The sequence below is a fragment of the Mycobacterium sp. E740 genome (assembly GCF_001672895.1).
In the GTDB taxonomy this organism is placed as follows: Bacteria; Actinomycetota; Actinomycetes; order Mycobacteriales; family Mycobacteriaceae; genus Mycobacterium.
Map to the genome: position 1 here is coordinate 1 of NZ_LZKP01000197.1, position 22,508 is coordinate 22,508.

At 68.2% G+C, this 22,508-nt stretch carries 26 protein-coding genes; 12 read left to right on the top strand and 14 right to left on the bottom strand.

The window, feature by feature from the left end:
* Positions 1 to 95 precede the first annotated feature (95 nt).
* Genes A5663_RS19240 through A5663_RS19250 form a run of 3 tightly spaced genes read right to left on the bottom strand, consistent with a single transcriptional unit; the run spans position 96 to position 1,815 of the window.
* Complete coding sequence (locus tag A5663_RS19240; RefSeq protein ID WP_082974249.1) at positions 96 to 344, bottom strand: MoaD/ThiS family protein; 249 nt, start codon at positions 342 to 344, stop codon at positions 96 to 98.
* A 20-nt stretch (positions 345 to 364) separates the two neighbouring features.
* Entirely contained in the window at positions 365 to 1,414 is a 1,050-nt protein-coding gene (gene moaA, locus A5663_RS19245; RefSeq protein WP_068152803.1) for a GTP 3',8-cyclase MoaA, read from the bottom strand.
* Positions 1,411 to 1,815, bottom strand: coding sequence for a YccF domain-containing protein (locus A5663_RS19250; RefSeq protein ID WP_068152806.1), 405 nt, complete (start codon positions 1,813 to 1,815; stop codon positions 1,411 to 1,413). Before A5663_RS19250 ends, moaA begins: the two co-directional genes overlap by 4 nt.
* Positions 1,816 to 1,955: 140 nt before the next feature.
* Here A5663_RS19250 and A5663_RS19255 point away from each other — a divergent pair, with 140 nt between their 5' ends.
* Entirely contained in the window at positions 1,956 to 2,366 is a 411-nt protein-coding gene (locus A5663_RS19255; RefSeq protein WP_068152809.1) for a cold-shock protein, read from the top strand.
* Positions 2,367 to 2,451: 85 nt separating this feature from the next.
* Positions 2,452 to 3,465, top strand: coding sequence for a glutathione S-transferase family protein (locus A5663_RS19260; protein ID WP_068152812.1), 1,014 nt, complete (start codon positions 2,452 to 2,454; stop codon positions 3,463 to 3,465).
* Here A5663_RS19260 and A5663_RS19265 read toward each other — a convergent pair.
* Both A5663_RS19265 and A5663_RS19270 read right to left on the bottom strand, forming a co-directional pair.
* Positions 3,462 to 3,941 (bottom strand): DUF2771 domain-containing protein, encoded by a 480-nt coding sequence (locus A5663_RS19265; protein WP_068152814.1) that lies wholly within the window; start codon positions 3,939 to 3,941, stop codon positions 3,462 to 3,464. The genes A5663_RS19260 and A5663_RS19265 overlap by 4 nt on opposite strands.
* Positions 3,938 to 5,524, bottom strand: coding sequence for an MFS transporter (locus tag A5663_RS19270; protein ID WP_082974250.1), 1,587 nt, complete (start codon positions 5,522 to 5,524; stop codon positions 3,938 to 3,940). The genes A5663_RS19265 and A5663_RS19270 overlap by 4 nt, the downstream gene beginning before the upstream one ends.
* 205 nt (positions 5,525 to 5,729) lie before the next feature.
* Between A5663_RS19270 and A5663_RS19275 the strand changes: the two genes are divergently transcribed.
* Entirely contained in the window at positions 5,730 to 6,491 is a 762-nt protein-coding gene (locus A5663_RS19275; protein WP_068152820.1) for a DUF3027 domain-containing protein, read from the top strand.
* Here A5663_RS19275 and A5663_RS19280 read toward each other — a convergent pair.
* Both A5663_RS19280 and A5663_RS19285 read right to left on the bottom strand, forming a co-directional pair.
* Positions 6,488 to 6,940: an SRPBCC family protein gene (locus A5663_RS19280; RefSeq protein WP_068152825.1), complete on the bottom strand. Its 453-nt coding sequence runs from the start codon at positions 6,938 to 6,940 to the stop codon at positions 6,488 to 6,490. The genes A5663_RS19275 and A5663_RS19280 overlap by 4 nt on opposite strands.
* Positions 6,941 to 6,981: 41 nt before the next feature.
* Positions 6,982 to 7,221, bottom strand: a complete 240-nt coding sequence (locus A5663_RS19285) for a DUF2530 domain-containing protein (protein ID WP_068152828.1) — start codon at positions 7,219 to 7,221, stop codon at positions 6,982 to 6,984.
* Positions 7,222 to 7,259: 38 nt separating this feature from the next.
* Here A5663_RS19285 and A5663_RS19290 point away from each other — a divergent pair, with 38 nt between their 5' ends.
* Positions 7,260 to 8,102 (top strand): RNA methyltransferase, encoded by an 843-nt coding sequence (locus A5663_RS19290; protein WP_068152830.1) that lies wholly within the window; start codon positions 7,260 to 7,262, stop codon positions 8,100 to 8,102.
* A complete protein-coding gene (locus tag A5663_RS19295) occupies positions 8,099 to 8,368 on the top strand; it encodes a DUF2537 domain-containing protein (protein WP_068152833.1) in 270 nt (89 codons plus the stop codon). The genes A5663_RS19290 and A5663_RS19295 overlap by 4 nt, the downstream gene beginning before the upstream one ends.
* Here the strand turns inward: A5663_RS19295 and A5663_RS19300 are convergent.
* The 3 genes from A5663_RS19300 to serC form a co-directional block, all read right to left on the bottom strand.
* On the bottom strand, positions 8,365 to 8,910 hold the full coding sequence (locus A5663_RS19300; protein ID WP_231976835.1) for a Uma2 family endonuclease: 546 nt from the start codon (positions 8,908 to 8,910) through the stop codon (positions 8,365 to 8,367). The genes A5663_RS19295 and A5663_RS19300 overlap by 4 nt on opposite strands.
* A gap of 100 nt (positions 8,911 to 9,010) precedes the next feature.
* The gene (gene sepH / locus A5663_RS19305) at positions 9,011 to 9,841 is read right to left on the bottom strand and encodes a septation protein SepH (RefSeq protein WP_068152867.1); all 831 of its coding nucleotides are present in this window, start codon (positions 9,839 to 9,841) and stop codon (positions 9,011 to 9,013) included.
* Positions 9,842 to 9,985: 144 nt separating this feature from the next.
* Positions 9,986 to 11,098 (bottom strand): phosphoserine transaminase, encoded by a 1,113-nt coding sequence (gene serC / locus A5663_RS19310; RefSeq protein WP_068152839.1) that lies wholly within the window; start codon positions 11,096 to 11,098, stop codon positions 9,986 to 9,988.
* Between the two features lie 150 nt (positions 11,099 to 11,248).
* On the opposite strand from serC, the gene A5663_RS19315 reads away from it, so the two are divergent.
* The 3 genes from A5663_RS19315 to A5663_RS19325 all read left to right on the top strand — a co-directional run bounded on the left by A5663_RS19315 (position 11,249) and on the right by A5663_RS19325 (position 14,642).
* Positions 11,249 to 11,746: a CAP domain-containing protein gene (locus A5663_RS19315; protein WP_231976836.1), complete on the top strand. Its 498-nt coding sequence runs from the start codon at positions 11,249 to 11,251 to the stop codon at positions 11,744 to 11,746.
* Between the two features lie 181 nt (positions 11,747 to 11,927).
* Positions 11,928 to 12,950 (top strand): diiron oxygenase, encoded by a 1,023-nt coding sequence (locus A5663_RS19320; protein WP_068152843.1) that lies wholly within the window; start codon positions 11,928 to 11,930, stop codon positions 12,948 to 12,950.
* A 9-nt stretch (positions 12,951 to 12,959) separates the two neighbouring features.
* Positions 12,960 to 14,642, top strand: a complete 1,683-nt coding sequence (locus A5663_RS19325) for an FAD-dependent oxidoreductase (protein ID WP_068152845.1) — start codon at positions 12,960 to 12,962, stop codon at positions 14,640 to 14,642.
* A gap of 14 nt (positions 14,643 to 14,656) precedes the next feature.
* Here A5663_RS19325 and A5663_RS19330 read toward each other — a convergent pair whose 3' ends face one another.
* From A5663_RS19330 to A5663_RS19340, 3 genes are all read right to left on the bottom strand, one after another.
* Positions 14,657 to 15,109 carry a VOC family protein gene (locus A5663_RS19330; protein ID WP_068152848.1) on the bottom strand — a complete coding sequence of 151 codons (453 nt, stop codon included), beginning with the start codon at positions 15,107 to 15,109 and terminating at the stop codon, positions 14,657 to 14,659.
* Positions 15,110 to 15,220: 111 nt separating this feature from the next.
* Complete coding sequence (locus A5663_RS19335; RefSeq protein ID WP_082974247.1) at positions 15,221 to 15,820, bottom strand: maleylpyruvate isomerase N-terminal domain-containing protein; 600 nt, start codon at positions 15,818 to 15,820, stop codon at positions 15,221 to 15,223.
* Positions 15,817 to 16,935, bottom strand: a complete 1,119-nt coding sequence (locus tag A5663_RS19340) for a citrate synthase 2 (protein WP_068152855.1) — start codon at positions 16,933 to 16,935, stop codon at positions 15,817 to 15,819. Before A5663_RS19340 ends, A5663_RS19335 begins: the two co-directional genes overlap by 4 nt.
* 84 nt (positions 16,936 to 17,019) lie before the next feature.
* Between A5663_RS19340 and pdxH the strand changes: the two genes are divergently transcribed.
* From pdxH to A5663_RS19360, 4 genes are all read left to right on the top strand, one after another.
* Positions 17,020 to 17,682, top strand: coding sequence for a pyridoxamine 5'-phosphate oxidase (pdxH, locus tag A5663_RS19345; RefSeq protein ID WP_068152859.1), 663 nt, complete (start codon positions 17,020 to 17,022; stop codon positions 17,680 to 17,682).
* Positions 17,683 to 17,801: 119 nt separating this feature from the next.
* A complete protein-coding gene (locus tag A5663_RS19350) occupies positions 17,802 to 18,452 on the top strand; it encodes a TetR family transcriptional regulator (RefSeq protein WP_068152875.1) in 651 nt (216 codons plus the stop codon).
* 97 nt (positions 18,453 to 18,549) lie between these two features.
* A complete protein-coding gene (locus tag A5663_RS19355) occupies positions 18,550 to 19,857 on the top strand; it encodes a citrate synthase (RefSeq protein ID WP_082974248.1) in 1,308 nt (435 codons plus the stop codon).
* Between the two features lie 39 nt (positions 19,858 to 19,896).
* Positions 19,897 to 21,324, top strand: coding sequence for an MFS transporter (locus A5663_RS19360; protein ID WP_068152862.1), 1,428 nt, complete (start codon positions 19,897 to 19,899; stop codon positions 21,322 to 21,324).
* Positions 21,325 to 21,444: 120 nt separating this feature from the next.
* Here A5663_RS19360 and A5663_RS19365 read toward each other — a convergent pair.
* Positions 21,445 to 22,508: NAD(P)/FAD-dependent oxidoreductase (locus A5663_RS19365; RefSeq protein ID WP_068152865.1), on the bottom strand; the 1,064-nt coding region annotated here is incomplete at its 5' end.

A 22,508-nucleotide genomic window follows, 5' to 3' on the forward strand; every position in this document is an offset into this window, starting at 1 on the left:
TGCCCAGCAGCGACGAGAGTTTCCGCAGGACAGCGGCGGGCTCCACCGCTTCGTAGCCAGTCCGTGACCATTCCGTTATGTGACGGAAATCACCGTTAGCCGCCGGCAAATGGGGGAAGAACATCGACGGTTTGAGCGTCGCTCAGCGCCGTGCGGTCATCGCGAACCGCGACGCCGTCGCACAGAAAAGAGCAGCGCTTCAGCACTTTCGCGAGATCCTCGTCCCGCTCAGCCAAGCCCGCCACGAGCTCGGCGAGCGTCGTTCCGGGCCGAAGCCGAATCGTCTCCTCATCGTTACCGGCGGCCGCCCGCGCTGCCGCGAAGTAACGGACGGTGACCTGCATCGTCTGTGTCGTCTGCACCGCTAGCCGCCGATCGCGCTCATCGGGCGGTCAGGCTGCACGAAGCCGGGATCGTTGATGCCGTGGCCCGCGGCCTTCACCCACATCGCCGCGCGCCAGGCGCGCTCGAGGGCGTCGTCGTCGGCGCCGGTGCGCATGAGCCGGCGCAGATCGGTTTCCTGCCGGGCGAACAGGCAGTTGCGCACCTGGCCGTCGGCCGTGAGCCGGGTGCGGTCACAGGCGGAGCAGAACGCGTGCGAGACCGACGCGATGATGCCGACGACGCCGGCGCCGCCGTCGACCCGCCACAACTCGGCCGGCGCAGAACCGCGCGGAGCGGTGTCGGGAGTGAGGTCGAAGTGCTGCCGCAGCGTGGCAAGCACCTCATCGGCGCCGATGGCCGTGCCCCGCTGCCACGCATGACCCGCGTCCAGCGGCATCTGCTCGATGATACGCAGCTGATAGCCGTGGTCGAGGCAGAAGCGCAGCAGGGCGACCGCGTCGTCGAGGCCCGTGACCGGGTCGAGCACGGCGTTGACCTTCACCGGATCCAGCCCCGCCGCCTTGGCCGCCCGTAGGCCGTCGAGCACATCGGAAAGCCGGTCGCGACGGGTGATTTCGGCGAACCGGGCGGGGTCGACGGTGTCCAGGGACACGTTGATGCGGTCCAGCCCAGCGCCTTTCAACCGGTCGGCCCGCGCGGCGAGACCAATCCCGTTGGTGGTCAAGGTGATCTCCGGTCGCGGGCGCAACGCCGTCGTCGCGGCAATGACGTCCTCGAGATGGCGGGCCACCAGCGGCTCCCCACCGGTGAAGCGCACGCTGGTGATGCCGAGCCGCGTCACGGCGATCCGCAGCAGCCGGGTCAACTCCTCAGGCCGCAGCAGGCGGTCGGCCGCCAGCCAGTCCAGGCCCTCGGCCGGCATGCAGTACGTGCAGCGCAGGTTGCACCGGTCCGTCAGCGACACGCGCAGATCGGTGGCGACCCTGCCGAACGTGTCGACGAGCGGCCCGTCGGCCGGAGCCGCGGAGACCGGTGCGACGGAGGGCACGCCGAGGCCGACGACGGTCATGTGAACGCCCGCTCCGGGTTGGCCGCCGAATCGACGGGCACGATCTCCTTGCCCAGCGGCATCAGCGACACCGGAATCAACTTGAGGTTGGCCAGCGCGAGCGGGATGCCGACGATTGTCACCGCCATCGCCACGGCGGTGAGGACATGGCCGATCGCCAGCCAGATGCCGAACAGGATGATCCAGATGACGTTGCCGATCAGCGCGCCGGGACGAGGTCCGGGTTTGTCGACGACGGTGTTCCCGAACGGCCACAGCGCGAAGACCGCGATGCGCAGGGCGGCGAAGCCGAACGGGATCGTGATGATCAACACGAAGCACAGCACCGCGGCCACCAGGTAGCCCAACGCCAGCCACAGGCCGCCGAAGATCAGCCAGATGACGTTCAGGATCAGTCGCACTTCTTCTCCTCCAGCGGTGGTATCAGCCTACCGATAAGGGGGTGCTGGCGAGTCCGGGGCCAGAGTAGGATCGGCACCACGCGTCCCGATGCAGGCGGGGCGCTTTCTTGATGTTGAGTACTAGACAAGCGGGTGAGACAGTGCCGACCGGCAGGGTTAAGTGGTACGACGCCGAAAAGGGCTTCGGGTTTTTGTCGCAGGAGGACGGCGAGGACGTCTACGTCCGCTCCTCGGCGCTGCCCTCCGGTGTCGAGACTCTCAAGGCCGGCCAACGCGTCGAGTTCGGCATCGCCGCCGGGCGCCGCGGACCGCAGGCGTTGACCCTGAAGGTCATCGATCCGCCGCCCAGTCTGACTCGCACGCGTCGCGAGGCGGCTGCCGCTGAACGCAAGCACTCGCCCGACGAGCTGCACGGCATGATCGAAGACATGATCACGCTGCTCGAGAGTGCGGTGCAGCCGGAGTTGCGCAAGGGCCGCTATCCGGACCGCAAGGTCGCCCGCCGGGTGTCCGAGGTGGTGCGGGCGGTCGGCCGCGAGCTCGAGGCCTGATCTTTCGCCGCCGAGTGTCGGCTTGATCGACACTTGACCCCGAATTGCGTGCGTCAACCCGACACTCGGCGGGCATGCTGACGACATGGCATATGTAGCCGACAAATCCGAGTCCGCTGGCGAGTTCAACCGTGACACGAAGTACATCGGCACGCGCATCACGGCCGACGGCCGCGACGGATACCCCGTCGAACCCGGCCGGTACCGGCTTGTTGTGGCGCGGGCGTGTCCGTGGGCCAACCGGACGATCATCGTCCGACGGCTGCTCGGCCTGGAAGACGCGTTGTCCATCGGCTTCTGCGGCCCGACGCATGACGAGGACAGTTGGACGTTCGACCTCGACCCCGGCGGTGTGGACCCGGTGCTCGGGATTCCGCGGCTCAAAGACGCCTACCTCAAGCGGTTTCCCGACTACGACAAGGGCATCACAGTCCCGGCAGTCGTCGACGTGTCGACCGGCGAGGTGGTCACCAACGACTTCCCGCAGATCACGATCGACTTCTCGACCGAGTGGACCAGGTATCACCGCGACGGCGCACCGGACCTCTACCCCGAGGACCGGCGTGCCGAGATCGACGACGTGGCACAGCGCATCTACACCGAGGTCAACAACGGCGTGTACCGGTGCGGGTTCGCCGGTTCGCAAGGGGCCTACGACAAGGCTTACGACCGGTTGTTCACTGCACTGGACTGGCTGTCCGAGCGGCTGGCGGACCAGCGATATCTGGTGGGAGACACGATCACCGAGGCCGACGTGCGGTTGTTCACCACGCTGGCGCGCTTCGATCCCGTCTATCACGGGCATTTCAAGTGCAACCGCCAGAAACTCGCAGAGCTACCGGTGCTGTGGGCATACGCCCGGGATCTGTTCCAGACGCCCGGGTTCGGCGACACCATCGACTTCGTCCAGATCAAGCAGCACTACTACATCGTGCACACCGACATCAACCCGACTCAGATCGTGCCGAAGGGCCCGGACCTGTCCAACTGGCTCACACCGCATGGGCGAGAGGCGTTGGGCGGCAAGCCATTCGGTGACGGAACACCGCCGGGTCCGCCCCGCGAGGGCGAACGCGTGGAGCCGGGACACGGCGCCTAGCGCCAGACCGTCCGAACCGACCACTCGGCGTGCGGTGCCGGCACCTCTTCGCCATCGACGCGGATCAGGGTCGGCAGCAGCACGGCCAGGCCGGTGAGCTTGCCACGCAGCGGGTCGACCGTCGGGATGGTCACCGCAAGCCGGGTGTCGGGCCGAAACTCCTCGACGAGGTCGGAATCCTCGTACTGGCGCAACAACACCCAGGGCGCCCTGGCGATCGCCGGCGGCACCGACAACTGCACCGCGCCGCGCTCGGTCACCGGCAGTTCGCCCTGCTCTTCGAAGACCTCACAGTCGGTGGGGTTGAGCACCTGGCAGTACCGGTAGGGTCCGACGCGGACTGAATGACCGTGCGAAAAGGCGCTGATCTCAGGGTATTTCGTTGACTCCCGGTCGTTGAGCCGCCAGACGAGCACAGCCGTGCCCGCAGACGCGAGCACCACCACCGCCGCGAGCACGGCGAGCATGCGTTTCACTCGTACGCCACCGCCGCCGTGTCAGGGTGGCCGCCCTGCGGTTCGGCGAGCACCGGGCGGTTCCCGCCGAGGCCGGGAACCAGCGACTCGCCGCGGTAGCTGACCACGGTCTGCGCCAGGCCGAGAATCAGCACCGAGGTGATCGCCGTGAAGCCCACCCACAGTTCGGTGTAGACCAGCACGCCGACGGCTCCGCCGGCGACCCAGGCCAGCTGCAGCACCGACTCCGAGCGGCCGAACGCCGAGGCGCGCGACTCCTCGGGCAGGTCGTCCTGCAGCGAGGCATCCAGCGACGCCTTGCCTATCGCGCTCGCCCCCGACGTGAGCAGGGTGGCGACCGCGGCCACCAGAAGGTCACCGGTCAGCGCGGCGGCCAGCGCGGCCAGCGTGACGACGACCGTGCAGCGCACCACCACCTGCGCCGGATGACCAAGTTTGAGGCGGGCGCTGGCGAAGTTGCCCGCGAAGTTGCCGACGGCCGCGGCCGCACCGATGACGCCGAGTATGCGCAGTTGCTCCCAGCCGCTGGCATCGTGGGACTTGGCGACGAACGCGGGGTAGAGGAACAGGAAGCCCACCATCACCTTGATGGTGCAGTTGCCCCACAGCGCGGTTATGCTGTTGCGCCCCAACGGCTGTCGAGCCGCTTTCGCCGGCGGGTGTGGCGCCGCGCCGCGCCGCAGTTCACCCGTGCGACCGTGGTAGCTCAGCGTGGCGGGGACCTCACCCTCGGTGACCTCTACCCACTTGGGAATGCGCATCGCCAGCGCTGCACCGGCGACCGACACAGCGACGGTGACGTAGAGCGCCCCGGGCATCTCGACGAGCTTGAACAGGTATTCCGCGCCCGCGGCGATCGCGCCGCCGACCATGGTGCCGCCGAGCAGACCGAACGTCGTCAGCCGGGAGTTCACCCGCACCAGGTCGATGCTCGGGGGCAGTACGCGCGGCGTCACCGCGCTGCGTAACACGCTGAATGACTTGGACAGCACCATCATTCCCAGCGCGCAGGGATAGAGCACCCACGACGGAAAGGTGTCGGTCGCTCCGTCGTAGTTGGCGATCAACACCACCGCCAATACCGTGCGCAGCGCGAACGACGCGGCCAACGCGACGCGGCGGCCGTGCTGTAACCGGTCCAGGGCGGGCCCGATCAGTGGGGCGATGACGGCGAACGGCGCGATCGTGATCAGCAGGTACAGCGCGACCCGGCTCTTGCTCTCACCGGTGGCCGCGGCGAAGAACAGTGTGTTGGCCAGCGCGACGGCCATCGCCGCGTCGACCGCGAAGTTCGCGACGACCGGCCACGTCAGCGCGGTGAGCCCGGACTTGTCGGCACCGTCGGCGGTGGCGGCGCGATGCACCAGGCCGTACATCTTGGAGCCCATCTCGCGGCTGCGTTGAGCCGCTGCCCTGGTGACCGTGATCCTTTCGCCCGCCGAGCTCCCGGAGCTGTGTGGCCCAGGCGCCGAACCGAATTCGCGGGCCGGCTCGTCGAGCGGGGGCAGCCACCGGTTCGCGCTCGGGCTCGGTGCGTTCCTGCGCGGACGCCGGTAACTGCCGTCGCTCGGGTAGTTCGCCATCCCGGGGTGTTCGTCACTGCGGCGGGACCAGTAATCGTCGGCGGGCGGGCGCGGCGGGTAGTAACGGGGGTCGCGCCGGCCCGCCGAGTCTTCGGGGTCACGACGCGGTGCGGTCACGATGACGATTCTCCACCATCGAAGCGGCCGCGGGCGTGCAGCCAACCGGTGTGGCTACCGGTTGGCCGGTCAGGCAGTATTGGGGGCGATGGAAAGCGCGACCGAATCTGCCGAGCGCCCGGACCTGGAGTCGGTGCTCCTGGGCGCCGTCGATGACGCGCGCTCGGCGGTCGTCGAGTTCAGCGGCGAGGACGCCGTCGGCGAGTACCTCGGCGCGAGTTTCGACGACCCGACGGCGGCCACGCACCGGTTCCTCGCCGACATGCCCGGCTACCGCGGCTGGCAGTGGGCCGTCGTCGTCGCCGCCTGGCCGGGCGCGGACCATGCCACCATCAGCGAGGTGGTGCTGGTTCCGGGTCCGACGGCGTTGCTGGCACCGAAGTGGGTGCCGTGGGAGGACCGCGTCCGGCCCGGCGATCTGGGTCCGGGTGATCTGCTCGCCCCGCCGGCCGACGACCCGCGGCTCGTCCCCGGTTACCTGGGTACCGGTGATCCGCAGATCGACGACGTCGCTGCCGAAGTGGGCCTGGGCCGGCGCCAAGTGCTCAGCCCGTGGGGCCGCATGGACGCCGCGCAACGTTGGCACGACGGGGATTTCGGCCCCGGGTCGACGATGGCGCGCTCGACGCGGCGGGTCTGCCGTGACTGCGGGTTCTATGTGCCCCTGGCCGGGGCGCTGGGCACGACGTTCGGGGTCTGCGCGAACGAGTTCTCCGCTGACGGTCACGTCGTCGACGCCGAATACGGTTGCGGCGCACACTCGGACACGCCGCAGCCGGCAGGTGGCGGCTCTCCGCTGTACGACCCGTACGACGACGGGGTGCTGGATCTGACCGAGCCGAGCGGCTAGCTTTCGGCGGCGGCCTTGATCCGGGCCAGCGACTCGTTCATGCCCTCGACGAGCTCACGCTCGAAGCTGGGCACGCCGCCCAGCACCGCGTTCACCGCCATGGTGGAGAACGGCTTCACCCCGTTTTCCGCATGGCGGGTTTCGACGAGCCGCGTGCCGGTGTCGGCGGGCTCGAGTTCGTAGCTCCACACCGTGCCGTTCTCGTTCACCCGGAAAGCGAGCTTCTTGCGCGGAACCAGCTCGGTGATCTGGCTCGTCGTGGGCCAGAACAGGAACTTGCGCCGGTTGAGGTTGAAGGTCTTCGCCCCCTGCCGCAGCGGACCGAACGTCTTCATCAGCCGGCACTGCGGGCTCCACCGCGGCATGTTCTTCAGATCCGAGATCAGTTCCCAGACCTTGTCCACCGGGGCGTTGATGGTGGTTTCGGCCTGCAACAGCGGCGCTGCCATGGAGTGCTCCTCATTTAGTCGTGTAGTCGTGCGGTAGGTCGTCAGGTGAGCCCGCTCTGCGCCCCGCGCGAGCCATGGCGCACGGCGCGACGTTGCCACAACCAGATCGCCGTGCCGACGACGCCGACGCCGAGGCCGGCGACGGTGTACGGCCGCCACTCGTGTAGACCGGTCACGGTGAACGCCAGGATCGTAGCGACGACCCAACCCGCCGCGATCGCGACGATGACCGGCGCCGGCTTGAGCAGCGCGGCGGGCAGGGGCGGTGGCTGCGGGGGCATCGCTTTGAAAGGTACCCGGCCAGTGCGGGCACGCCGCCATGGGTGACGTGATCGACGTCGCCGACCCGGCCGATCCGAGGCTGGACGACTTCCGCGACCTCAACAGTGTCGATCGCAGGCCGGACCTGCCCACCGGCAAGGGCCTGGTGATCGCCGAGGGGGTGCTGGTCGTGCAGCGCATGCTGGCCTCGCGCTTTCGCCCTCGCGCGGTGATGGGCACCGACCGCCGCCTGCAGGAGCTCGCGACCGACCTGGCCGGTGTCCCGGCGCCGTACTACCGGGTGCAGCCTGACGTGATGGCCGAAGTGGTCGGCTTTCACCTCAACCGCGGTGTGCTGGCCTCGGCGTCGCGGGCGCGTGAACTGTCGGTCGCCGAGGTGCTCACCGGAGCCGCTGGGCTGGCGACATCGGCCGCAGCGCGCACCGTCGCGGTTCTCGAAGGTGTCAACGACCACGAGAACCTCGGCTCGATATTTCGAAACGCGGCGGGCCTCGGTGTGGATGCGGTGGTGTTCGGCACCGGCTGCGCCGATCCGCTGTACCGCCGCGCCGTCCGAGTTTCGATGGGCCACGCGCTGTTGGTGCCGTACGCGTGGGCTCGGTCGTGGCCTGCGGACCTAGAGATGTTGCGGGACAACGGCTTTCGGCTGCTGGCGATGACACCTGCGCCTACTGCGTGCACGCTGGCCGACGCCATGTCGTCGGTCGCCGACGCCAAGGTGGCCATGCTGGTCGGCGCGGAAGGGCCGGGGCTGACCGAGCGGACGATGCGGGCCGCGGACCTACGCGTGCGGATCCCGATGTCGCGGGGCACCGACTCGCTCAACGTCGCAACCGCCGCAGCACTCGCGTTCTACGAGCGGATTAGATTGACGACATGACCGACGACTCGACTCCCTGGGCGATGGGGTTGACGGTCGCGGCGTTCGTCGCTGCGGTCGTCGCGGCCGCGATCGTCGTGCTGAGTCTCGGGCTGCTGCGGGTGCATTCGCTGCTGGCGCTCGGCCTCAATCTGGTCGCCGTCGGCGGGCTCGCGCCGACCGTGTGGGGATGGCGCAACCGGCCGGTGTGGCGGTGGTTCGTGCTGGGTTCCGGTGTCGGCGTCGCCGCGGCGTGGCTCGTCGTACTCGCTGTCGCCGTGCGTTAGGCGAACGGCCCGAGCAGATCACGGGGAACGACGCGCACCGGGTAAGGCCGGCTGGCCTCGAACGCCGAGTCGCCTGCGATGGACGCGCACTCCGAATACCGGCCGGACAACAACTCGTATGCCGTCAACCGGGGCTCGTCTGGGTCGACGACCCAGTAGTCCGGGATCCCGAGCCGCTCGTAGACGGCTTTCTTGGTGTTGAGGTCGATCAGCGCCGTACTGGGCGACAGGACCTCGACCACGAGAACCGGTGGAACCGGAAGGTCTTTTGCGGTGAAATCGCCGACGCGGCCGACGAGAACATCGGGTTGAAGTTCGATGTGGTCGCCTTGATGCACCGCATATGGTGCGCCCATGACCGCGAATTCCGGGTGACGCGCGGCATCGAGCACTGCGAACAGTCGATAGGCGACGATCTGATGCCTTGTCCCGGGTGCCGGACTCACGATGAGCACGCCGTCGACGAGTTCGTGGCGCCGTCCGTCATCGGGCATCGTCTCCAGGTCGCGCACGGTGAGCGGCCCGGAGCCTGTTGCGGTCATACCGCTCATAGTGCGCCTCCCGGTCAACTCCTGCACCGGCTTGGACGCGGCGACGGAGCCAGCGGTTCCAGCGGCTTACGTTCGAATGGTTACGGTGGATTTACCGCTGGCCGCTGGAGCGCACGCCCAGCAGGACGTCCTCCCACGCCGGCACGGCGGGCTTGGCCTTACCCCGCCGGACCTTCTGCGGCTTCGGGGCGTCAACCGGTTCGGCCGTCGCTTCGGGCTGCGATTCGGGCTGCGGCTGGGATGCGCTGACCTGTACGGGCGGCTCGAGCGGCAGCGTCGGCTCCTCGACCTCGACCTCGACTCGCGGCAGCGCGGCCACCGGACGTAGCGGACGCGCGAAGTTCGGGTCGATCAGCTCGCAGGCAGCGTCGTCGAACGCCGTCACCGTGCCGCCGTGCGAACCCGGGGTGAACCGGAAATGCGCCTTGAGGTCGGACCTACCGGCGGTCCATGCCAGCTGCACGGTCCAGCGGCCGTCCTCGTTGCGCCAGGCATCCCACGCGGGGGCGTCAGGGTCGAGGCCGCGGGCGATGAACGCCGTCGTGACCGTCTCCAGCAGTGTCAGCACGGACGGGCCGTCGGCGAGCACCGGATGAGCGGCCGTTGCCAGTTCCGCGGCGCGGGAGCGCTCGAGCAGCACGGGGTGGGCGAACCGCTCGACCCGGGCCACGTCGACGCCCGACGCCTCCGCGAGCTGCGCGACGGACGCACCAGCCCGAATCCTGGCTTGAATCTCCTTGGGACGCAGCATGGTCGGCACCTCGGCCTCGTTCGCCGGCTGGCTCGAGCTCACCTGGTCACCACGCAGGGCGGCCCGCAACCGCTCGTCGGGGCGCAGCATGAACTTGTCACCCGAGTCGGCCGCCTCACAGATGATCCGTTTGCCGTCTACGTCGAGTCCGACGACCCTGAGTTCCCGCATGGCGACCTCCTCCGGGCCAGCGCCCGGCCCGATCATCCGGACACTACTGCGTTATCGGCCCGTTACCTGGTAGGACACGCGGGCAGCGGAAGCCGCTCCGGCCCGTCGGTCGCGGCTAAAGCCGCTCCGGTCTGTCGGTCGCGGCTAAAGCCGCTCCACCACCCAGTCGATGCATGCCGTGAGCGCACTGACATCGTCGGGGTCGACGGCCGGGAACATGCCGACCCGCAACTGGTTGCGGCCGAGCTTGCGGTACGGCTCGGTGTCGACGATGCCGTTCGCGCGCAGCGTCTTGGCGACGGCTGCCGCATCGACGTCGTCGTCGAAATCGACCGTGCCGACGACCTGTGAACGCAACTCCGGATCGGTGACGAACGGCGTCGCGAAGCGCGCAGCCTCGGCCCACCCGTACAGCCGCTGCGACGAGTCCGCCGTGCGCTTGACCGCCCAGTCCAGCCCGCCGTTGCCGAGCATCCAGTCCAACTGCTCGGCGAACAGCAGCAGCGTGCCGATCGCCGGGGTGTTGTAGGTCTGGTTCTTGACGCTGTTCTCGATCGCGATCGGCAGCGAGAGGAACTCCGGCACCCAGCGACCCGAACCCGCGACCGCCTCGACCCGGGCGAGCGCGGCGGGCGACATGATCGCCACCCACAGCCCGCCGTCGGCGGCGAAGTTCTTCTGCGGCGCGAAGTAGTAGACGTCGGATTCGCCGATGTCGACGGGCAGCCCGCCCGCTGCGGAGGTCGCGTCGATCGCGACCAACGCCTCGCCCGATCCATCCGGGCGCTGCACGGGCACGGCGACACCGGTCGACGTCTCGTTGTGGGCCCAGCCGATCAGGTCGACCGACGGGTCGGACTGCGGCTTCGGTGCGCTGCCCGGGTCCGCCTTGATGACGACCGGGTCGCCGACGAACGGATTCTTGGCCACCGCCGAGGCGAACTTCGAGCTGAACTCGCCGTACGTCAGGTGCAGTGAACGCTTGTCGATCAGCCCGAACGCCGCCGCGTCCCAGAACGCTGTGGTCCCGCCGTTGCCGAGAATCACCTCGTAGCCGTCGGGCAGCGAGAACAGCTCACGCAGGCCGTCACGCACCCGGCCTACGAGGTTCTTGACCGGCGCCTGGCGATGCGACGTGCCGAACAGGTCGGCAGCGTCGGCAAGCGCGGCCAACTGCTCCGGCCGGACTTTCGAGGGTCCGCAGCCGAAGCGACCGTCGCGGGGTTTGAGGTCGGCGGGGATCGTGAGGTCGGCCATGTGCTCAACAGTAATGACCGGCGTCGCGGACGCGCCGCGGGGAGGTGCGGCGGAAAATCTCGGAAAAGTGGGTAAACGGCCGATATAGAGACCTCGCTGTGTCCATACTGTGACCTGTCGGGGACTGACGCTCGAGCCCAGGGGGGCCACGTGAACAGTCTTGTGCCCAGTCTTCGAGGAACCTCGGCGGCCGTACCGATCTGCGCCGCGGTGGCGGCGATCCTCAGCCCAGCTCTCGCGATCCCGGCTCAGGCCGACGACGGCGGGGCCGTGCTGAACGAGGTCAACGCCGCGCGCGCCGCCAACGGCTGCGGCCCGGTTGCGGCCAACCCGCAGCTGACGGCGGCGGCGACGCGACAGGCCAACGACATGCTCGCCAACGGCGTCCACAGCCACACCGGCTCGGACGGTTCGTCGGTCGTGCAGCGCGTCACCGCGGCCGGATACACGCAGTACGCCAACGTCGGCGAGATCATCTTCTGGAGCACCGGGGTCGGCGGGGTGCCGGCCGCGGCGGTCAACTGGTGGATGAACAGTCCCGGCCACCGCGCGATCATCACCGACTGCGGTATGACCGAGGCTGGGTTCTCCGTGATGCGCAACGGCGCCAACGCGACTGCGGTGGGCGAGTTCGGCACCCGCACGTAGGTTCTGCCCCTGCCCTTCTCCTGCAACGGCAGGCACGCTCAAGTGTGACGGCCATCACAGCGATGCCGTCGTGTGCCGGTGTGACACATCGCGCAACGGGGTATGTTCAATAGGCGATACCTGCGGTACCGTTGCTGGACATTCAAGGCGCAGATGTAAACCTCACAGGGGAGGTCTCGAGATGGCCCGGACTCGGATGGTCAGGCGTTGGCGGCGCAACATGGAACTCGGCGACAGCCCGGAAGACCGCGCCTACGCCGACATACTCAACACCCTGTCCGAGGGGTCGGTGCGACGCAATTTCAACCCGTACACCGACATCGACTGGAACTCGCCGGAGTTCGCCGTCGTCGACAACGATCCGCGCTGGGTACTGCCGGCGACCGACCCACTCGGCCGCCACCCGTGGTACCAGGCGCAGTCGCTCGAGCGGCAGATCGAGATCGGAATGTGGCGCCAGGCCAACGTCGCCAAGGTCGGCCTGCACTTCGAGTCGATCCTCATCCGCGGGCTGATGGAGTACTCCTTCTGGACGCCGAACGGTTCGCCGGAATACCGGTACTGCCTGCACGAGGCGGTCGAAGAGTGCAACCACACGATGATGTTCCAGGAGATGGTGAACCGCATCGGCGCCGACGTGCCCGGGATGCCGCGGCTGCTGAAGTGGATCCAGCCGTTGATCCCGCTCGTGGCCGGCCCGTTGCCGATCCCGTTCTGGTTCGGCATCCTCGCCGGCGAGGAACCGATCGACCACACCCAGAAGAACGTGCTGCGCGAAGGCAAGTCGCTGCACCCGATCATGGAACGGGTGATGGCGATCCACGTGGCCGAGGAGGCCCGCCACATCTCGTTCGCCCACGAATACCTGCGCAAGCGGGTTCCGCATCTGCCGCGACGCAAGCGGTTCTGGTTGTCGTTGTACGTCCCGCTGACCATGCGGATCCTGTGTTCGGCGATCATCGTTCCGCCGCGAGCATTCTGGAAGGAATTCGACATCCCGCGCTCGGTGCGCAAGGAGGTCTTCTTCCGCTCACCCGAGTCCCGCCAGATGCTGCGCGACATGTTCGGCGACGTCCGGATGCTGTGCCAGGACACCGGCCTGATCAATCCCGTCGCCAAGCTGATGTGGCGAGTCTGCAAGATCGACGGCAAGCCGAGCCGTTACCGCAGCGAGCCGGCGCGCCAGCACGTTGTCGCCGCCTAGGGGGCTTGCGTGCCGCATGTGATCACCCAGTCGTGTTGCAGCGACGGGTCCTGTGTCTACGCGTGTCCGGTGAACTGCATCCACCCGACGCCCGACGAGCCGGGCTTCGCCACCGCCGAGATGCTCTACATCGATCCGGCGGCGTGCGTCGACTGCGGTGCCTGCGTGTCGGCGTGCCCGGTCGGGGCGATCGCACCCGACTCCCGGTTGGCCTCCACGCAGCTGCCGTTCGTCGCGCTGAACGCCGCGTTCTACCCTGAGCCGGACGGCAAGCTGCCGCCGACGTCGAAGCTGGCGCCGGTCATCGAGGCGCCGATGGTCCATCCGCGGCCGACTGGGCCGCTCACCGTCGCGATCGTCGGTTCGGGTCCCGCGGCGATGTATGCCGCCGACGAGCTGCTCACGCAGAAAGGCGTGCGGGTCAACGTCTTCGAACGGCTCCCGACGCCCTACGGGCTGGTGCGCGCGGGCGTCGCACCCGACCACCAGCACACCAAGGGTGTCACCCGGTTGTTCGACAAGGTGGCCCGTGAGCCGGGCTTCACGTTCTACCTCAACGTCGACGTCGGCTCCGACGTCACCCACGACGAGTTGCTCGCCCACCATCACGCCGTGCTCTACGCGGTCGGGGCCCCTAACGACCGTCGTCTCGACATCGAGGGCATGGACCTGCCGGGCACCGGCACGGCCACCGAGATGGTGGCGTGGTACAACGGCCACCCCGAATTCACCGAGCTGGCAGTCGATCTCGCGCACGAACGGGTTGTGATCGTCGGCAACGGCAACGTCGCACTCGACGTCGCGCGCATCCTCACCACCGACCCCGACGCGCTGGCGCGCACCGACATCGCCGATCATGCGCTCGCCACACTTCGCGGGTCGAACGTGGCCGAGGTGGTGATCGTCGCGCGGCGCGGGCCGGCGGCCTCGGCGTTCACGCTGCCCGAGTTGATCGGGCTGACGTCGACGAGCGAGGTGGTGCTCTCCGCCGCCGACCATGAGCTGGTCCTTCGCGACCTGGCCGCCGCCGAGGACCCCCTGACGCGCAGCAAGCTGGAGTTGTTGAGCAAGCTCGGCGGCGCGGAAACTCCCGCGACCCGCCCGCGCATCCGGCTGGCTTATCAGCTGACGCCCAAACGGGTCGTCGGCGGCGCCCGCGCAGAAGCCATGGAGTTCACGGTCACCGGAACCGAGGAGGTGCGCCGCCTGGAGACCGGGCTCGTGCTCACCTCGATCGGCTACCGCGGCGCGCCCGTGAGCGGCCTTCCGTTCGACGAGGCCGCGGCGGTGGTGCCCAACGACGGAGGCCGCGTCGTCGACCCGGCAACTGGTGCGCCCGTCGCCGGCAGTTACGTGGCCGGGTGGATCAAGCGCGGACCGACCGGGTTCATCGGCACCAACAAGTCCTGCGCCGGGCAGACCGTGCACCACCTCGTCGCCGACTACAACGCCGGTCTGCTGCCCGATCCGCGTCAGCACCGGCCGGCCGCACTCGACAAGCTCGTGCGCAGTAGGCGGCCCGACGTGGTGGACGCCGCCGGGTGGAAGGCGATCGACAACGCCGAGATCGCCCGCGGTGGCGACGACCGGCCGCGTGCCAAGCTCACCACCGTCGCCGAGATGCTCGCCGCCGCGGCCAGTGCGCCCGCTCCGCCGATCGGACGCCGCCTGCTCGCGGGCCTCCGGCGGTAACGCCCTTCTGGGCGCTAGTGCTGCTGCACCGCCTGCTCGATCTCTTCGGGGCTGACCTCGCGCATCGGCTGACCCATCGACCACAGGTGCCCGAAGGGGTCCCGTAGCACGCCGTAGCGGTCACCCCAGAACATGTCGTCGAGCGGCATCACGACCGCCGCGCCGGCGTCGACGGCCCGCTGGAACTTGGCGTCCACGTCGGTCACCGTCAGATGGACGGTCACCGGCGAGCCGCCCAGACCCTCGGGTGTCACCGACTTGCCGTCGTTGAACTCGGGGAAGTCGTCCTGGAGCATCACCGTCGCGCCGTTCATCCGCAGCGCCGCGTGGTAGAGCCTCTTGCCGTCGGGACCCGGCACGCGGCCCAGTTCCTCGGCGTCGAAGGCCTTGACATAGAAGCCGATTGCGGCTGCGGCGTCACTGACCGTGAGAATGGGAGACACGTCGGGCTGCACCTCGATAGCCATGGGGAAGTTCCTTTCGTTTCCGTCGTCCCCGGTCGGGGGCTGCCAGTACCGACCGGGCGGCGGGGCCGAACTCATCGGCACGGCGCCATGCAACCACGGCCCACCGACAACTCAGACGACCGAGAACGCCGGCGGCAGCGGGACGCGCCCGGTGAGGGCGAGCAGCACCTCATCGCCGGCCCCGCACGCCGCGATGCGCGCCGCCAGCACCAATGCCTCATCGAGGACCGCGGGCGGCAAGGTGAACGGAACGCCAACCGCCCGTGCGATATCCAGGCTGTGTACGGCCAGCTCGAACGTCCGCGTCGGCAGGTAGGTCCGCAGCCGGATGCCCAGCCCGCCGATCACTGCGATCAGCGGATCGTCGACCGATTCCAGCCGAGTCAGCACGCTGGTCACCAGGGTCGCGACGGCGGTGGCAGGGTCGTCGCCCAGGTCGCGTCCGGCCTGCCTGCCACGCTCTGCCACGTCGGCGGGAGCTATCCCCAGTGCGGACGGGTTCACCCGTGCGTAGTACTCCTGCGGGGTCGAGATGTCGACGCGATCAGCTTCGGTGTCCAGGTAGCTGCTCACCGTCGTCAGCGAACGCGACGTATGACCGACGAGCGCACGTACGTCCCACTCGCCCAGACCCGGCCCCGCCCAGGAGTCGGCGGGGATCTGACGCACCAGATCCGCGAAAGCGCCTGCCGCAGAAGCGAAGCTCGTCACGACCGGACGACTTTGTCCCAACCCTCGACCGACTCGGGGCTGCGCGGTCCCGGGCCGACGTAGATCGCCGACGGGCGCACCAGCTTGCCCAGCCGCTTCTGTTCGAGGATGTGCGCGCACCAGCCCGCGGTCCGGCCGCAGGTGAACATCGCGGGCATCATCTTGGTCGGCACCTGTGCGAAGTCCAGGATCACCGCCGCCCAGAACTCGACGTTGGTCTCGATGGCCCGGTCCGGCCGCCGCTCCCGCAACTCCGTCAGCGCGGCCTGCTCGAGCGCAGCGGCCACTTCGTAGCGCGGCGCCTCCAGCCGCTTGGCCGTCGCCCGCAGCACCCGGGCCCGCGGGTCCTCGGCGCGGTACACCCGGTGCCCGAAGCCCATCAGCTTCTCCTTGCGGTCGAGGATCCCCTTGACGACCGCATGCGCGTCGCCGGTCTCCTCGGCCTCGGAGATCATCGGGATCACCCGCGCCGGGGCGCCGCCGTGCAGCGGTCCGCTCATCGCGCCGATCGCACCCGAGAGCGCGGCCGCGACGTCGGCGCCCGTCGACGCGATCACGCGGGCGGTGAACGTCGATGCGTTCATGCCGTGCTCGGCGGCGCTCACCCAGTACGCGTCGATCGCCTCGACATGCTTGGGATCCGGGTCGCCCTGCCAACGGGTCATGAAACGCTCTGTGACAGTGGAACATTCGTCGATGGTGCGTTGCGGTACGGCGGGTTGGTGAATCCCGCGCGCGGACTGCGCGACATAGGACAGCGCCATCACCGACGCTCGGGCGAGTTGTTCGCGAGCGGTGACATCGTCGATGTCGAGCAGCGGGGGATAGCCCCAGATCGGGGCCAGCATCGCCAGCCCGGCCTGCACGTCGACGCGGACGTCACCGCTGTGGATCGGCAGCGGAAACGGTTCGGCGGGCGCCAGGCCGTTGCCGAACTCGCCGTCCACGAGCAACGCCCAGACGTCACCGAAGGTCACCTTCTGGGTGACGAGATCTTCGATGTCGACGCCGCGGTACCGCAGCGCCCCGCCGTCCTTGTCGGGTTCGGCTATCTCGGTGGTGAAGGCGACGACGCCTTCGAGACCGGGTACGAAATCTTCGGGCACCGCACTCATGGGCCAGATTCTCGCACCTCGATCGCGGCGTCCGACTGCCGGTTGATCGCCACGTGCGCACGCCGACGGGCGTAGCGTTGGCGCATGGCGGCGGCGGACGACCAGCACTTGGCGAGGATGCGGGTGGAGTACGGGTCAGTGGAAAAGGACGGTAGTCCCGACCTGGACGCCGACTGGCTGGCCGACGGTTGGGTTGCGTTGCTGCGCAACTGGTTAGGCGAAGCCGAGCGAGCCGGCGTCGCCGAACCGAACGCCATGGTGGTCGGCACGGTCGACTCGCGCGGAAGGCCCGTGACCCGCTCGGTGCTGTGCAAGAGCGTGACCGATGCAGGCATCACGTTCTACACGAACTACGACTCCGACAAGGGCGAGCAGTTGGCGGTGACGCCGTATGCGTCGGCCACCTTCCCCTGGTACTTGCTGGGCCGCCAGGTCCATCTGCGCGGACCGGTCACGAAGGTGTCCGCCGAAGAGACGGCCGAGTATTGGTCCAAGCGGCCGCGCGGATCCCAACTCGGCGCGTGGGCGTCGCACCAGTCGAAGCCCGTCGCCTCGCGGGCAGCGCTGCTGCAGCAACTCGCTGACGTCACGGAGCGGTTCGCCGCCCACGACGCGGTGCCGGTACCGCCCAACTGGGGCGGCTACCTGATCGCTCCCGACGCCGTGGAATTCTGGCAGGGCCGAGAGAATCGCGTGCACAATAGGATTCGTGTGCAGGACGGCCGAGTCGAGCGGCTGCAGCCGTAGCGCCCGTCGGACAATTCTTCGCCAACGTGACTGAAACTCTCAAAAGACAGACGTTGAACACCTGTGAAACAAGCCGAATTCTTAGCTCTCTCATAGCTTCAGGCGTTAGGATGCCGCTCGTGTCTGACGGTAGGGGGGCGCAGGCTATCGGGCTGCGTGAGCGCAAGAAGCAGCGCACCCGCGCGACCCTGATCGATGCGGCCGTCGAGCTGTGCAACGGGCAGGGGTTCGACGAAACCACCGTCGATCAGATCGCCGCGATCGCGGATGTCTCACCGCGCACCTTCAGCCGCTACTTCCCGACGAAGGATGCGATCGCGTTGGCGTTGGTCGACGAGATCATCGACCGGTCCGCGATCGAGTTGGCCTGCCAACCCGCCGAGTTGAACCACTTAGAGGCGATCCTGCGCGCTTACGTTGCGATGGCCGAGGCTTCCAAGCATGCCCGGCCGGGGGAGCTGACAGCGGCGCGCATCCTGTGTATAACCCGGATCGTCCTGTCGTCATCGACGCTGAGACTGGTCAGCGTCGAGTTCCGCGGCAACGCGGTGGAAGTCGCGTTGGCCGAGCGGATGGGAGTTCCGCTGGATGACCGCAGGGTCCGGTTGGCATCGGCGACGTGGGGCGCGGTGATCATGACCGCGCTCAGCGATGCGATGCAGCTCAAGGCCGACCCGGCGCAGGTCTCGATAGACGACCTGATCGAGCGCCTGAAGACGGTGTTCGCGGAGTTCACCGAGTTGACGGGTAGTCGCCGGCAGCCCGTCTGAGCAACTGACCGCCCCCGGCGGGGCACGTCCGCCCCAATGGGACTACCTTTTGTAGGAGAAATGTTTCATTCCGCCCAGCAGCGACGAAGGGATCCTCGTGGCCGATAACGCGAAGAGTGGGGAAGGGCAAGCCACCCTCTCGTACCCCGGTGGCACGCTCGACCTCGACATCGTTTCCGCCACCGAAGGCGCCGATGGCATCGCGCTGGGCTCGCTGCTGTCCAAGACCGGTTACACCACGTTCGACGAGGGCTTCGTCAACACCGCCTCGACCAAGAGCGCGATCACCTACATCGACGGCGACGCCGGCATCCTGCGTTACCGCGGCTACCCGATCGAGCAGCTCGCCGAGAAGTCGAACTTCATCGAGGTGAGCTACCTGCTGATCTACGGCGAGCTGCCGACCAAGGACCAGTTGGCGGAGTTCACCACCAAGATTCAGCGGCACACGCTGCTGCACGAGGACCTCAAGCGCTTCTTCGACGGCTTCCCGGCCAACGCGCATCCGATGCCGGTGCTGTCGTCGGCGGTCAACGCGCTCTCGACGTACTACGAGGACTCGCTCGACCCGTTCGACGACAACCAGGTCGAGCTGTCGACGATCCGGTTGCTGGCCAAGCTGCCGACGATCGCGGCGTATGCGTACAAGAAGTCGGCGGGCCAGCCGTTCCTGTACCCGGACAACTCGCTGACGCTGGTCGAGAACTTCCTGCGGATGACGTTCGGCTTCCCCGCCGAGCCCTACGAGGTCGACCCCGAGATCGTCCGCGCGCTCGACATGCTGTTCATCCTGCACGCCGACCACGAGCAGAACTGCTCGACGTCGACGGTTCGGCTGGTCGGCTCGTCGCAGGCCAACCTGTTCACCTCGATCTCGGGTGGCATCAACGCGCTGTGGGGTCCGCTGCACGGCGGCGCCAACCAGGCGGTGCTCGAGATGCTGGAGAAGATCCGCCAGGCCGACTTCGACGTGCACGAGTTCATCAAGAAGGTCAAGAACCGCGAGGACGGCGTCAAGCTGATGGGCTTCGGCCACCGGGTCTACAAGAACTACGACCCGCGCGCCCGCATCGTCAAGGAGCAGGCCGACAAGATCCTCGGCAAGCTCGGCGGCGACGACGAGATGCTCGACATCGCGCGGACGCTCGAGGAAGCCGCGCTGACCGACGACTTCTTCATCGAGCGCAAGCTCTACCCGAACGTCGACTTCTACACCGGCGTGATCTACCGCGCGATGGGCTTCCCGACGCGGATGTTCACCGTGCTGTTCGCGCTGGGCCGGCTGCCCGGCTGGATCGCGCACTGGCGGGAGATGCACGACGAGGGCAGCGGCAAGATCGGCCGTCCGCGTCAGGTTTACACCGGCTACACCGAACGCGACTACGTCGGTCCGGACAGTCGCTAGGCGAGTCTTTTCGCTGCCGCGGGGGACCGTGAGCGGCCGATGAGCGGCGACATGAGCAGCCGGCGCAAGGCCGTCATCCTGGTGTCCTGCTGTCTGAGCCTGCTGATCGTGTCGATGGATGCGACGATCGTCAACGTCGCGATCCCGAACATCCGCGCCGACCTGCACGCCTCCGGCTCGCAGCTGCAGTGGGTGATCGACATCTACACGCTGGTGCTCGCGTCGCTGCTGTTGTTGTCCGGGGCCGCCGCCGACCGGTTCGGCCGCCGGCGCACGTTCCAACTGGGCCTCGTGGTGTTCGCGGTGGCCTCGCTGCTGTGTAGCCTCGCGCCGAACATCGACACGTTGATCGCCGCGAGACTCCTGCAAGCGATCGGTGGGTCGATGCTGAACCCCGTCGCGATGTCGATCATCACCCAGGTGTTCACGGACCGGGTCGAACGCGCGCGGGCCATCGGCGTTTGGGGCGGGGTCGTCGGAATCTCGATGGCGGCGGGCCCGATCGTCGGCGGCGCGCTCATCGAGCTGGTCAACTGGCGCGCGGTGTTCTGGATCAACCTGCCCATCTGCGCGTTCGCCATTCTGCTGACGGCGTTGTTCGTGCCGGAGTCGAGATCGTTGACCATGCGCGACGTCGACCCGGTCGGCCAAGGGCTCGGCATGGCGTTCCTGTTCGGCATCGTGTTCGTGCTCATCGAGGGTCCGGGGATGGGCTGGCGCGACGCGCGCATCGTCGGGATCGCCGTGGCGACGGCGCTGGCGTTGGCCGCCTTCCTCGCCTACGAGGCGCGCAGGCGTGATCCGTTCATCGACTTGAGGTTCTTCCGCAGCATCCCGTTCGCCTCGGCCACGATGATCGCGGTGTGCGCGTTTGCGGCGTGGGGCGCGTTCCTGTTCATGATGTCCTTGTACCTGCAGGACGAGCGCGGCTTCTCCGCACTCCACACCGGGCTGATCTATCTACCGATAGCCATTGGCGCGCTTGTCTTTTCGCCGCTGTCGGGCCGGATGGTGGGCCGCTTCGGCAGCCGGCCGTCGTTGCTCACCGCGGGCGCGTTGATCACGGCCGCGACGCTGATGCTGAGCCGGTTGTCGGCGACGACGCCGCTGTGGCAGCTGCTGGTGATCTTCGCGGTGTTCGGCATCGGCTTCTCGATGGTGAACGCGCCGGTGACCAATGCGGCGGTCAGCGGCATGCCCACTGACCGGGCGGGCGCGGCGTCGGCGATCGCGTCGACCAGCCGACAGGTCGGGGTGAGTGTCGGTGTGGCGCTGTGCGGTTCGGTGGCGGGCGCCGCCTTGACGGCGATGGGCACGGACTTCGCGGTGGCCGCCCGACCGCTGTGGCTGATCTGTGCGGGGCTCGGCGTGGTGATCGTCGTGCTCGGCTTCTACTCGACCACCGCGACGGCGCTGCGCTCCGCCGATCGGCTCGCACCGTTGGTGATGCCCGACGTCGCGCGATGAGTTCGCCGCCGGGGTCCGGCATCGTCGCCGCATCAGGTGCCCCGGAGGTCACAGTAATCGACGTTTTGCAGAGGCGTTCTCGTACTTCCGCTGCGAAACGTGGATCGGTGTGACTGCTGATCACGAAGTGATGCGGCGGTCGCCGGCACCCTCCAGGACCGCCATCGCGGCGTTGTGTCCGCCGATCCCCGACACCGCGCCGCCGCGGCGGGACCCGGAGCCGCACAACAGAATCCGGTCATGAGCGGTTGCCACTCCCCAGCACTGGGCCGCCGTCTCGAGCGCCTCGTCGTCCTCGGCGAACGGCCACGACAACCCACCGTGGAAGATGTGCCCGCCCGTCATACCCAGCGAGTGCTCGAGGTCGACGGTTGTCTTCGTCTCGATGCAGAGCCGGCCCGCGGAGTCTTCCATCAGTACATCCTGAATCGGTTCGGCGAGAACGGAATTCAGCGAGTTGAGCACCGCGGACGTCAGGGTGTCCCGCATCCGCTCGGGATCGCCCGACGCGACCAACCGGTGCGGAGTGTGCAGACCGAACACCGTCAGCGTGTGCGCACCGGTGGACCGCAGTTCCTCCGACAAGATTGATGGATCGGTGAGCGAGTGGCAATAGATCTCGCAGGGCAACGGGTCGGGGATGACGCCGTGTTCGGCGCGGGTGTAGGCAGTCGTCAGCTGGTTGTAGGTCTCGTTGATGTGGAACGTTCCCCCGAACGCCTGCTCGGGTGTGACGGCATCGTCACGCAATCGCGGCAACCGCCGCAGCATCAGGTTCACCTTGACCTGGGCGCCCTGTGCCGACTCCGGCGCCGGCTCGCCCAGTAGTTCGGCAAGCACGGTTGGCGTCACGTTCGCCAGCACCATGTCGCCGCGGACGGTGCAGTCGGCGCCGGCGTGGCGATAGCGCACATGACCCGCCGGGTCGATCGCGTAAGCGTCCGCGCCACAGGTTATTTCAGCTCCGAAGCCGGCGGCGGCCGCCGCCAGTGCGCCGCTGACCGCGCCCATTCCGCCGATCGGCACGTTCCACTCGCCGGTCCCGCCGCCGATCAGGTGATACAGAAAGCAGACGTTCTGGGTCAGCGACGGGTCGTCGAGAGGTGCGAACGTGCCGATCAACGCGTCGGTGGCGATCACGCCACGCACCACGTCGTTGGCGACGGCCGACCTGATCGAATGCC

What these genes read in the sequence shown, in the direction of transcription:
- A5663_RS19330 (WP_068152848.1), bottom strand. Translation starts at nt 15,109, where the DNA reads ATGGCTATCGAGGTGCAGCCCGACGTGTCTCCCATTCTCACGGTCAGT.
- A5663_RS19285 (WP_068152828.1), bottom strand. Translation starts at nt 7,221, where the DNA reads ATGCCCCCGCAGCCACCGCCCCTGCCCGCCGCGCTGCTCAAGCCGGCG.
- A5663_RS19320 (WP_068152843.1), top strand. Translation starts at nt 11,928, where the DNA reads ATGGCCCGGACTCGGATGGTCAGGCGTTGGCGGCGCAACATGGAACTC.
- A5663_RS19295 (WP_068152833.1), top strand. Translation starts at nt 8,099, where the DNA reads ATGACCGACGACTCGACTCCCTGGGCGATGGGGTTGACGGTCGCGGCG.
- A5663_RS19260 (WP_068152812.1), top strand. Translation starts at nt 2,452, where the DNA reads ATGGCATATGTAGCCGACAAATCCGAGTCCGCTGGCGAGTTCAACCGT.
- moaA (WP_068152803.1), bottom strand. Translation starts at nt 1,414, where the DNA reads ATGACCGTCGTCGGCCTCGGCGTGCCCTCCGTCGCACCGGTCTCCGCG.
- A5663_RS19275 (WP_068152820.1), top strand. Translation starts at nt 5,730, where the DNA reads ATGGAAAGCGCGACCGAATCTGCCGAGCGCCCGGACCTGGAGTCGGTG.
- A5663_RS19300 (WP_231976835.1), bottom strand. Translation starts at nt 8,910, where the DNA reads ATGACCGCAACAGGCTCCGGGCCGCTCACCGTGCGCGACCTGGAGACG.
- A5663_RS19340 (WP_068152855.1), bottom strand. Translation starts at nt 16,935, where the DNA reads ATGAGTGCGGTGCCCGAAGATTTCGTACCCGGTCTCGAAGGCGTCGTC.
- pdxH (WP_068152859.1), top strand. Translation starts at nt 17,020, where the DNA reads ATGGCGGCGGCGGACGACCAGCACTTGGCGAGGATGCGGGTGGAGTAC.
- sepH (WP_068152867.1), bottom strand. Translation starts at nt 9,841, where the DNA reads ATGCGGGAACTCAGGGTCGTCGGACTCGACGTAGACGGCAAACGGATC.
- A5663_RS19240 (WP_082974249.1), bottom strand. Translation starts at nt 344, where the DNA reads ATGCAGGTCACCGTCCGTTACTTCGCGGCAGCGCGGGCGGCCGCCGGT.
- A5663_RS19280 (WP_068152825.1), bottom strand. Translation starts at nt 6,940, where the DNA reads ATGGCAGCGCCGCTGTTGCAGGCCGAAACCACCATCAACGCCCCGGTG.
- serC (WP_068152839.1), bottom strand. Translation starts at nt 11,098, where the DNA reads ATGGCCGACCTCACGATCCCCGCCGACCTCAAACCCCGCGACGGTCGC.
- A5663_RS19290 (WP_068152830.1), top strand. Translation starts at nt 7,260, where the DNA reads ATGGGTGACGTGATCGACGTCGCCGACCCGGCCGATCCGAGGCTGGAC.
- A5663_RS19270 (WP_082974250.1), bottom strand. Translation starts at nt 5,524, where the DNA reads ATGGCGAACTACCCGAGCGACGGCAGTTACCGGCGTCCGCGCAGGAAC.
- A5663_RS19360 (WP_068152862.1), top strand. Translation starts at nt 19,897, where the DNA reads ATGAGCGGCGACATGAGCAGCCGGCGCAAGGCCGTCATCCTGGTGTCC.